General features: G+C 72.9%; 11 protein-coding genes. 3 read left to right on the top strand and 8 right to left on the bottom strand.

Translation table 11 applies throughout. The features are described 5' to 3' along the window. Nucleotides 1-923 precede the first annotated feature (923 nt). Nucleotides 924-1256 (bottom strand): PadR family transcriptional regulator, encoded by a 333-nt coding sequence (locus tag EAD96_RS29305; protein WP_041798804.1) that lies wholly within the window; start codon nucleotides 1254-1256, stop codon nucleotides 924-926. 48 nt (nucleotides 1257-1304) lie between these two features. Next, complete coding sequence (locus tag EAD96_RS29300) at nucleotides 1305-1583, bottom strand: hypothetical protein (RefSeq protein WP_121686514.1); 279 nt, start codon at nucleotides 1581-1583, stop codon at nucleotides 1305-1307. A 100-nt stretch (nucleotides 1584-1683) separates the two neighbouring features. On the opposite strand from EAD96_RS29300, the gene EAD96_RS29295 reads away from it, so the two are divergent. After that, the gene (locus tag EAD96_RS29295; protein WP_121686518.1) at nucleotides 1684-1863 is read left to right on the top strand and encodes a hypothetical protein; all 180 of its coding nucleotides are present in this window, start codon (nucleotides 1684-1686) and stop codon (nucleotides 1861-1863) included. A 108-nt stretch (nucleotides 1864-1971) separates the two neighbouring features. Here EAD96_RS29295 and EAD96_RS29290 read toward each other — a convergent pair whose 3' ends face one another. The 5 genes from EAD96_RS29290 to eno are packed head-to-tail and all read right to left on the bottom strand — an operon-like array spanning nucleotide 1972 to nucleotide 5983. After that, nucleotides 1972-2901, bottom strand: a complete 930-nt coding sequence (locus tag EAD96_RS29290) for a Ppx/GppA phosphatase family protein (protein ID WP_121686513.1) — start codon at nucleotides 2899-2901, stop codon at nucleotides 1972-1974. A 42-nt stretch (nucleotides 2902-2943) separates the two neighbouring features. Beyond that, a complete protein-coding gene (locus tag EAD96_RS29285; protein WP_120571601.1) occupies nucleotides 2944-3453 on the bottom strand; it encodes an amino-acid N-acetyltransferase in 510 nt (169 codons plus the stop codon). A 1-nt stretch (nucleotide 3454) separates the two neighbouring features. Then, entirely contained in the window at nucleotides 3455-4012 is a 558-nt protein-coding gene (locus EAD96_RS29280; protein WP_121686512.1) for a DUF501 domain-containing protein, read from the bottom strand. 23 nt (nucleotides 4013-4035) lie between these two features. Further along, nucleotides 4036-4671 (bottom strand): septum formation initiator family protein, encoded by a 636-nt coding sequence (locus tag EAD96_RS29275; RefSeq protein WP_121686517.1) that lies wholly within the window; start codon nucleotides 4669-4671, stop codon nucleotides 4036-4038. A 28-nt stretch (nucleotides 4672-4699) separates the two neighbouring features. After that, nucleotides 4700-5983, bottom strand: coding sequence for a phosphopyruvate hydratase (gene eno, locus EAD96_RS29270; RefSeq protein ID WP_013284093.1), 1284 nt, complete (start codon nucleotides 5981-5983; stop codon nucleotides 4700-4702). 212 nt (nucleotides 5984-6195) lie between these two features. Between eno and EAD96_RS29265 the strand changes: the two genes are divergently transcribed. Both EAD96_RS29265 and EAD96_RS29260 read left to right on the top strand, forming a co-directional pair. Next, on the top strand, nucleotides 6196-6888 hold the full coding sequence (locus EAD96_RS29265) for a hypothetical protein (protein WP_120571602.1): 693 nt from the start codon (nucleotides 6196-6198) through the stop codon (nucleotides 6886-6888). A 161-nt stretch (nucleotides 6889-7049) separates the two neighbouring features. After that, nucleotides 7050-7805, top strand: coding sequence for an NAD(+) diphosphatase (locus EAD96_RS29260; RefSeq protein ID WP_233586223.1), 756 nt, complete (start codon nucleotides 7050-7052; stop codon nucleotides 7803-7805). Between the two features lie 32 nt (nucleotides 7806-7837). Here the strand turns inward: EAD96_RS29260 and EAD96_RS29255 are convergent, their stop codons facing one another. Next, the gene (locus EAD96_RS29255; protein ID WP_121686511.1) at nucleotides 7838-9457 is read right to left on the bottom strand and encodes a DUF885 domain-containing protein; all 1620 of its coding nucleotides are present in this window, start codon (nucleotides 9455-9457) and stop codon (nucleotides 7838-7840) included. Between the last annotated feature and the right edge of the window lie 4 nt (nucleotides 9458-9461).

Genomic DNA, 9461 nt, shown 5'->3' with positions numbered 1-9461 from the left:
GGCTATTCGTCGGCAGCGTCAGATGTGTATAAGAGACAGGCCTGTGGGTGCGGGTGCCGGCGGGGCGATCGACGGCGAGGCAGGCGCACCGAACGGGGCCCGGTCCAGGCAGTACGGGTAGGCGTTGCGGGGCGCGGGCACGGCGCCGGACGAGTCGAGACAGTTCGGCCAGCCCAGCCGGATCGGCACGCCGTTCTGGTCGAACAGTTGCGCGTCGCGGATCAGCCGCCCCTGCTGGTCGTAGACGAAGACGTCCTCGATCCGGTCGTACCGGTGGTCCACCGACGTCTGCTCGTAATCGCGGTAGACGTCGGTGTCGGCGCGCTCGTCCACCTGGACCAGCACGGCGAAGGAGAACAACAGCAGCGCGGCGGTGGTGATCTGGTGCAGTTGCCTCCGCCACCCGGCGATCCCGGCCGAGCGGCGACCCCACCACATGGACGCGACGATCGCGCCGATGAGCAGCAACAGCCCCATGGAGGTGTTGCCGCCCAGCCGGGGCACCAGGCCGGACCGGCCGTCCACCATCCACGCCACGACCAGGGCGGCCAGCCAGCCACGCACCAGCCACCAGGCCGGGCGCAGCGGACGCAGGAAGTCGCTCACCGTCTCGTGCCCGAGCACCGGGCCGAGCTGGCGGTCGAGCAGGCGGATCTGTGTGGCCGCCTGCTCCCGCGCCTCGGCCAGCCGGTGGAAGCGCGCCGGTCGCCGCCCCTCCCCGGCACCGGCGGCGGCACGCAGCTCGGCCGCGTACGCCTCGGGGGTGCCCAGCCGGTCCACGAGCGCGCCCTCGCCCTCGGCGGCCACCTCGGCGAGGTGTTCCGGCAGGTCCTCGGTCAGCTCGTCGCGGACCGTCGGCGGCAGGTCGGCGAGCGCCGCGCGTACCCGGTCGACGTAGTCCGTGATCTCCTGCCCAGTGACGGTCATGCCGCCATCCCCCGATCGTCGAGCAGTGCGTCCATGGTGGTGGCGAACGAGCGCCAGGTCTTGCCGGAGCGGGTGAGCTGGTCGCGCCCGGCGGTGTTCAGCGAGTAGTACTTGCGGTGCGGCCCGGACTCGCTCGGCACCACGTACGTGGTGAGCAGGCCTGCGGCGAACAGCCGGCGCAGGGTGCCGTAGACCGAGGCGTCGCCGACCTCGGTGAGGCCGGCCTCGCGCAGCCGCCGCAGGATGTCGTAGCCGTATCCGTCCTCGTCCTTGAGCACGGCGAGCACCGCCAGGTCGAGCACGCCCTTGAGGAGCTGCGTGGTATCCACGCTCAGCACACTAGTGCGCATTGCGCACTACCGTCAACGACACAGCACCTACAGGTGGGCGGTCCACCCGATGAAACGCTCGAACAGGTCGGCCGGATTCGGGTTGGTGCGCAGCAGGTCGGCGGTGGCGTCGAACAGGCAGCCCGCCATGTGGATCGACAGGGCGACGCGGTCACGCCGGTAGTCGAGGAGCAGCAACAACCGCGCCGGCTGGCACGGCCAGGGGGCCGCGCACGCCCGGCACAACCACAGGGGCCGCATGGGTACGTGCGGCAGCACGGCCCGCCGGCCGCGCTCGGGTACGGGAGAACAGTTCCTCGCGGCCATCCCCCGATCGTGCTCGCATGGTAGGCGATCGTCAACCCCTATCGCTGTTAACGATCGACGGACAATCGAAGCTACCTACCGTCAAGGGGTGGTCGAGTTCGTGGGTATCGCTGAGATTCGAGACATGCTCGGTGGCGTCTCGCGTGCCCGCGCGTCAGTGGTTGCCTCGCGTCGTGACTTCCCCGCGCCTTATCAGGTGCTCAGGATGGGCCAGATCTGGCGGAAGTCGGACGTCGAGAAGTGGATCAAGGAACACCGCCCCGATCTGGCGACGGACTGACGCCGACCCTCGCCGTTGACCAAGGAGTTGGCGTCCCCACAGGCGCCTCGATTGGACACAAACTCCTTGATCACCGCCTGAGGAGGCGGCGGCGAGAGAGCCGGAGGGCTAGGCGAGGCTCCAGGCGATGCCGTCGAGGATGTCGTGCTCGGAGGCGACCACCGAGGGCATCCCGGCCCGCTCCATGATCACTCGCAGCACCAGCGCGCCCGCGCCGATCACGTCGGCCCGTCCCGGGTGCATCACCGGGTACGCCAGCCGCTGCTCGCTGCTCTTGCCGAGCAGGTCGGCGGTCACCTCGGCCACCTGCTCGTACGAGACCCGGGCGTGGTGGATGCGGCTCGGCTCGTACTCCCGGAGCCCTTCGGCCAGGGCGACCACTGTGGTGACCGAACCGGCGAGCCCGACCAGCGTGGCGGCCTCGCGGCCGGGCACGGCGGCGAGCGCACGGTCGACGGCGGCAGCGATGTCGGCCTCGGCGGCGGCGATCTGCGCCGGGGTCGGCGGGTCACCGTGCAGGTGCCGTTCGGTCATCCGGACGCAGCCGATGTCCACCGAGATCGCGCCGCGCACGCCGTCGGCGCGGGTGCCGACGACGAACTCGGTCGAGCCGCCTCCGATGTCGACCACCAGGTACGGCGGTTCGGCGTCGGCGGGCAGGCCGCGCACCGCGCCGGTGAACGACAGGCGTGCCTCCTCGTCGCCGGTCACCACCTCGGGCGGCACACCGAGCGTGCGCTCGACCATGGCGCGGAAGTCGGCGGCGTTGGAGGCGTCGCGGGAGGCCGAGGTGGCGCACATGCGTACCCGCTCGACGCCGGACTTCTCGATCTCGGCCGCGTAGTCGGCGAGCGCCACCCGGGTCCGCTCGATCGCCTCCGGGGCGAGCATACCGGTCTGGTCCACGCCCTGCCCCAGCCGGACGATCTCCATCCGCCGGCTGACGTCCACCAGCGGCGCCGTCTCCCCGGCCGACGCTTCCGGCAGGTCGGCGATCAGCAGTCGGATCGAGTTGGTCCCGCAGTCGATGGCGGCCACACGCGCACTCACGGCGCCCACCCTACGGCAGCCCGCGCACGGTCAGAGGCGCAGCAGCATGCGGGTGTTGCCCAGGGTGTTGGGCTTGACGCGTTCCAGGTCCAGGAACTCGGCCACGCCCTCGTCGTACGAGCGCAGGAGCTGCTCGTAGACGGGCTGCGGGACGGGTGCGCCGTCGATCTCGCGGAAGCCGAACGAGCCGAAGAAGCCGGTCTCGAACGTGAGCACGAAGATCCGGGCGATGCCCAGCTCCCGCGCCGCGTCGATCAGCTCACCGACGATCCGGTGCCCGATCCGGTGGCCCCGGCAGGACGGGTCGACCGCCACCGTGCGGATCTCGGCCAGGTCCTCCCACATGACGTGCAGCGCGCCGCAGCCGACCACAGTGCCGTCCGACGTCACCGCGACGCGGAACTCCTGCACGTCCTCGTACAGCGTCACAGTCGCCTTGCTGAGCAGCCGCCGGTCGTCGGTGTAGGTGTCCACCAGCCGCCGGATTCCGCGCACGTCGGTGGTGCGGGCCCGGCGCACAGTGATCTCGTCGGCGCTCATCTCACTGGACCGCTGGCACGTCCACGCAGGGCCCGGCCGCCCACCACTTCTCCACCAGCGCCAGCGTCTCGTCGCCGAACGGGTTGACCCCCGGCCCGGCCGCGAGCGCGTGCCCGAGGTGCACGTGCAGGCACTTCACCCGCCCCGGCATGCCACCGGCCGAGATGCCGGCGATCTCCGGCACCTCGCCGATCGCCTCCCGGCGGGCCAGGTAGTCCTCGTGCGCCGCCCGGTACCGCGCCGCCAGCTCCGGATCCTCGGCGAGCCGCTCGGCCATCTCCTTCATCAGCCCGGCCGACTCCAGCCGGCTGCACGCCGCCGTGGCACGAGGGCAGGTCAGGTAGAACAGCGTCGGGAACGGCGTGCCGTCGGCCAGCCGGGGCGTCGTCTCCACCACGTCGGGCAGGCCGCAGGGGCACCGGTGGGCCACCGCGCGCGTGCCGCGCGGCGGACGTCCGAGCTGCGCGGCCACCGCGGCCAGGTCGGCCTCGGTGGCCGGCTGGCGTTCCGGCGGGGGTACGGAGTCCGCCGCCGGCTCCTGCGGTGGTACGACGCTCAAGGAAGTGCCTCTCGAATCAAAGCTCACTTGTCGGGGCGCTCGGCGTTGGCCGCCCGCACGCTCCCCCACAGGGTGTCGTACCAGGGCTCGGGTGGCTTCGGCGCCCCCGGCCTCGCGCCCTTGCCGGCGTCCTTCGCGGCGCCCTCCGGGTCGGAGAGCACCACGAGCAGCGTCTCGCCCGGCTTGCCCATGAAGAACCGCTCCCGGGCCTGCGTCTCGACGTACTCCGGGTCCTTCCACTTGGCCGCCTCGGCGGTGAGCCGGTCGATCTCGGCCCGCTGGGCGGCCTGCGCCGCCTCCATCCGCTCGATGTCGGCCTGCTGGTCCAGGTAGACCCGGACCGGATAGGTGTACGCCAGGGCGAGCGCGATCAGCACCGCGAACAGCACTGTGGCGCGCCCGGTGAAGCGCCGGGGTTGGGGTGCGGTGAGCCGCTTGACCGGGCCACCGGCGGCGGTACGCCGGGCCGCGGCGGGGCGGCTCGCGGAGCGTACGCCGTCGGTGGCACGAGACGCGCCGGGTGACCGGCCGGCGGCGCGCGCCTCCGCGCGGACGCCGTTGTCGCGTGCCGTGGACCGGACCCGGGCACCGCCCGTCCGGCCGGGCTGCCCCGGCCGACGGGCGGGCCGCTGGCCACCCGGTGTGCGGCGCTGCTGCATCGTCACACCCCTCCCCCGGAGCGCTCGCTCAGGCCGAACGGTAGCGCGGGAACGCGCCGGCACCGGCGTACCGCGCCGCGTCGGCCAGCTCCTCCTCGATCCGCAGGAGCTGGTTGTACTTGGCCACCCGGTCCGAGCGGGCCGGTGCGCCGGTCTTGATCTGCCCGCAGCCGGTGGCGACGGCCAGGTCGGCGATGGTGGTGTCCTCGGTCTCGCCGGAGCGGTGGCTCATCATGCACTTGAAGCCGGCCCGGTGGGCCAGGTCGACGGCGTCGAGCGTCTCGGTGAGCGAGCCGATCTGGTTGACCTTCACCAGCACCGCGTTGGCGGCCTGCTCGGCGATGCCCCGGGCGATGCGCTGCGGGTTGGTCACGAACAGGTCGTCGCCGACGATCTGGATGCGGTCGCCGAGCGCGGCGGTGAGGGTGGCCCAGCCGCTCCAGTCGTCCTCGGCCAGCGGGTCCTCGATCGACACGATCGGGTAGTCGCCGGCGAGCTTGGTGTAGTAGTTGCTCATCTCCTCGGCGCTCTTGGCGCTGCCCTCGAACGTGTAGGTGCCGTTGTCGAAGAACTCGGTGGCGGCCACGTCGAGCGCGAAGACGATGTCGGTGCCCAGCCGGTAGCCGGCCTTCTCCACCGCCTCGGCGATCAGGTCCAGCGCGGCGGCGTTGGTGGGCAGGTTCGGGGCGAAGCCGCCCTCGTCACCCAGGCCGGTCGACAGGTCCTTCTTCTTCAGCACCGACTTCAGCGCGTGGTAGACCTCGGCACCCGAGCGCAGCGCGTCCCGGAACGTCGGCGCGCCGATCGGCGCGATCATGAACTCCTGGATGTCGACGTTCGAGTCGGCGTGCGCGCCACCGTTGAGGATGTTCATCATCGGCACCGGGAGCAGGTGCGCGTTCGGGCCGCCCAGGTAGCGGAACAGGCTCAGCTCGGCGCTGCCGGCGGCGGCCTTCGCCACGGCCAGGGAGACGCCGAGGATGGCGTTCGCGCCCAGCTCGCCCTTGTTGTCCGAGCCGTCGATGTCGATCATCTTCTGGTCGATCAGCCGCTGCTCGCTGGCCTCGTAGCCGATGAGCTGGTCGACGATCCGGTCCTCGATGTTGGCGACGGCCTTCTCGACACCCTTGCCCAGGTAGCGGTCCTTGTCACCGTCGCGCAGCTCGACCGCCTCGAAGGCGCCGGTGGAGGCGCCGGACGGCACCGCGGCGCGGGCGATCGTGCCGTCGTCGAGCCCGACCTCGACCTCGACCGTCGGGTTGCCCCGCGAGTCCAGGATCTCCCGGGCGACGATTCCCTCGATGGTTGCCACTGAGTCGCTCCTCGTTTGTGTGGTTCCGGTCCGTATGGGCCGCGACGGTGCGGCTGAGGCAGGTGTTGAACGCAGCGTATCGGTCCCCGCCCTGCCGCACCCCGCTCGGGGCGGCCCCCGAGGCGCTTGCTGAGACGGACATTCCCGGATTACCGGTCGTCAACCGGCAACCGGTTTGCGAGACGTTGCGTCGATCGACAAGGCTGGGCATCATGCCTGCCGCCTCGACGACTCTCCGCGTGCTCGCCGCCTCGGTCATCGCGTCGCTCTCGGTCACCGGCTGTCAGGCCCTGGACGACGCGAACGTCGCGCTCGGTCGCGCCGACCTGGTCAACGACCTCGCCGCGCGGATGGACCGGGCGCTGGAGCAGACCTGGGCCGCCGACTACCAGCTCGACGGCGGCCGGACCGCCTCGATCGCGCAGACCAAGAAGCCGCTGCGGTCCACGTACACCTGGCCCGGCGGCAAGATCACGGTGACCCAGGAGTCGGTGACCCGGTGCGCGAGCACCGCCGCCCGTACCTCCTGCACCGTCTCCCCGCCCGTGCTCACCGCCGGCAAGCCGTCGGTGATCGTCTACGACGAGGCGCGCAAGCAGGGCCTGGTCACGCCGCCCGCGGTGATCCGGCTGCTCACCGACGCCGCGCTGGCGCCGGAGGCGGTCATCGAGCAGAGCGACACCACGCTCGCCGGCCGCCACGCCACCTGCGTCGACGTCACCCACGACGGGGAGCGCTTCAACGCCTGCGTGACGAACGAGGGAGTGCTGGCCAGCTTCTCCGGCACGCTCGACGGCAAGCCCGCCGAGGTGACGCTGAGCCGCTACACCGAGAGCGTCGAGGCCGCCGCGTTCGCGGTGCCGGACGGCGCCGGCGTGGTGGACCGCCGCCCGTCCACGTCGTGACCCCGCCCGCCGGTTCCGCCGCCGGTGCCGCAGGTCGGGCCGCCGACGGTTCCTCGTCCGGCGCCGGAACCCGGGCCGTTGACGCTCGCCCGCCGGGCACCGGATTCCTGCCCGCTGCCGATCACGGGCGGCCGCCTCGGCCCGACGACCTGGCGCTGCCGGTGGCCGGCCGGAAGCTGCTGACCGGCCCGGACGAGCATCCGCTACGGGTCGGCGCGCTGCCCGGCGACCTCGCCTGGACCCCGGTCGGCACGCTCGACGGCATCCCCGCGTGGGCGGCCGAGGTGGCCGATCCGGAGTCGCTGCCCGGCCGGTGGCGCAGCTGGCGGGGCCTCGCCGCCGAGCTGCCCGCACCCCGCGCCGACCTGGCCGGGCGGGCGCTGGCCGTGGTCACCTGGCGGCGTACCCACAGGTGGTGCGGCGCGTGCCGGGCCGAACTGGCCGACGTGCCGGGCGAGACCGCGCGGCACTGCCCGGACTGCGACCTCACCGTGTTCCTGCCGCTGTCCGTCGCGGTGCTGACCGCGATCACCCGCCCCGGCCCGGCCGACGGCCCCGACGAGCTGCTGCTGGTCCGCCACGCGCAGGGACCGACGCAGTTGTGGGCGCTCGTCGCCGGATTCGTCGAGGCGGGCGAGTCGCTGGAGGCCGCGGTGCACCGCGAGGTCGCCGAGGAGGTCGGCCTGACACTGCGGCGACCGGTGTACGTGGACAGCCAGCCGTGGGCGCTGTCCGGACCCGGCACGCTGCTCGCCGGGTTCACCGCCGAGGTCACCGACCCGGCCGCCGAACCGGTCGTCGACGGCACCGAACTGACCGAGGCGCGCTGGTTCCCGACCGGCGCGCTGCCCGCCGAGCTGCCGCCCGCGTACTCCCTGTCGCGCTGGCTGATCGACGCGGTCGCCGCCCGGCGGTGACCGCAGGCCGGGTCGCCGCCCGGCGGTGAGCCTCACACCCCCAGCAGCGTCCGCAGGTGGCGCGGCGGCGGGCAGTCGTGCGCCAGCATGGCGTCGTGCCAGTCCCGCAGCGGCACCCCGTCCGGCCGGGCGGCGGCGATGTCGGCCATCTCGCTGTAGCCGACGAAGTACGTGGAGAGCTGCGTCGAGGTGAGCAACGCCCGCCGCCACTTGCCGGCCGCCTCGCCCTCCTCCTGGAAGCCGCGCCCGGTCATCAGCGCCATCGCCTCGGACTCGGGCAGGTCGTCGCAGTGCACGAGCTGGTCCAGCAGCGCGTTGATGGTCATCCGCAGCTGCATCTTGAGCTGCTGCAACCGCACCGGCAGCCCGCCGAAGCCGAACCCGGCCATCAGCTCCTCCGCGTAGACCGCCCAGCCCTCGATGAACACGCCCGACTCGGTGAGCGCGCGTACCCGCGTCGGGCCCTCGTAGCGGCGGGCGTGGGCGAGTTGGAGGAAGTGCCCGGGCATCGCCTCGTGCACGGTCAGGTTACGGATCATGTGGTCGTTGTACTCGCGGTAGAACGACTCGACCCGCTGCGCCGGCCAGCCCGACGGGGTGGGCGAGATGCAGTAGAACGTCGGCACGTCGGCCGTCTCCAGCGGCCCCGGCGAGTCGCAGTAGGCCACCGCCACGCCCCGCGCGAACTCCGGCATCTCCTGGATGACACACGGGTCGCTGACCATGCTGACCAGGTCGTGGTGGCGGACGAAGTCACTCGCCTCGTCCAGCGTGACCGAGGCGAGGTCGACGATCGTGGCGTCGTCCGGGCGCTCGGCGGCCAGCAGGTCCAGCGCCCGGCGTACCGTCTCGTCGTCGGCCGGACCACCGACCAGCTCGACCGCCGCCGCGCGGATCTCCTCGGTGACCCGGTCGAGGTTCGCCCAGGCGCGGCGCTGCACCTCGGCGGCGCTCAGCTCGGTGTCGAGCGTGTGCCACAGCCGCGCCTCCCACCGCCGCCGGCCCAACCGCGGGTCACGCCCCGGACCGGCGTCGGCGGCCAGGCCCTGCCGCAGCCAGGCCACGAACTCCTCCAGCGCGGCGATCGCCTCGGTGGCCGCCGGGCCGACCCGGTCGCGCAACGCCGGCGCCTCGGCCAGCAGCCCGGGCACCTCGTCGCGGATCAGCGCCGCCGTACCGGTGAACTGCCCGACCGCCGTCTCCGCGTGGACCCGCGGCATGTCCCGCAGCGTCGCGCGCGCCGTCGACAGCGCATCGGGTACGGCCGACAGACGCCCGGCCAGGCTGGTCAGGCGCTCCTCGGCCGGGGCGAAGGGACGGGCCAGCAGGGCGTGCAGCAGCGGCCCCGGATTGTGGCGCAGCGGATCCCACTCGTGGGTGCGGATCTCGGTGGCCTCGAACAGACCCCGGTCGACGAGGCTGGCGAGCAGCGCGTGGTCGACGCTCTCCGCCGGGTCGAGCGCGTCCGGGTCGATCTCCGCGAGCGCGTCGGCCGCGTCCTTCAGCATCGCCTGGTCGGCGGCGAGGGCGTCGGCGGAGAGATCGGGCAGCCGGTCGTCGTACCGGTGGTCTCCGGCGGAGGTGGCCAGCCCGGGCCGGCTCTCCAGCAACGCCTCCACGATCCGCTCCGCCAGCGGCCCGAACGCTTCCATCCCC

This window comes from Micromonospora sp. BL1 (assembly GCF_003667485.1).
Lineage (GTDB): Bacteria > Actinomycetota > Actinomycetes > Mycobacteriales > Micromonosporaceae > Micromonospora > Micromonospora tulbaghiae.
The sequence above is the reverse complement of the archived record's forward strand: the minus strand, read 5'-3'. Positions and strand labels throughout refer to the sequence as shown.

Bases quoted from the DNA above. Each gene is read 5' to 3' on its own strand.
- EAD96_RS29300 (WP_121686514.1), bottom strand. From the start codon at position 1,583: ATGGCCGCGAGGAACTGTTCTCCCGTACCCGAGCGCGGCCGGCGGGCC.
- EAD96_RS29285 (WP_120571601.1), bottom strand. From the start codon at position 3,453: ATGAGCGCCGACGAGATCACTGTGCGCCGGGCCCGCACCACCGACGTG.
- EAD96_RS29275 (WP_121686517.1), bottom strand. From the start codon at position 4,671: ATGCAGCAGCGCCGCACACCGGGTGGCCAGCGGCCCGCCCGTCGGCCG.
- EAD96_RS29265 (WP_120571602.1), top strand. From the start codon at position 6,196: ATGCCTGCCGCCTCGACGACTCTCCGCGTGCTCGCCGCCTCGGTCATC.
- EAD96_RS29255 (WP_121686511.1), bottom strand. From the start codon at position 9,457: ATGGAAGCGTTCGGGCCGCTGGCGGAGCGGATCGTGGAGGCGTTGCTG.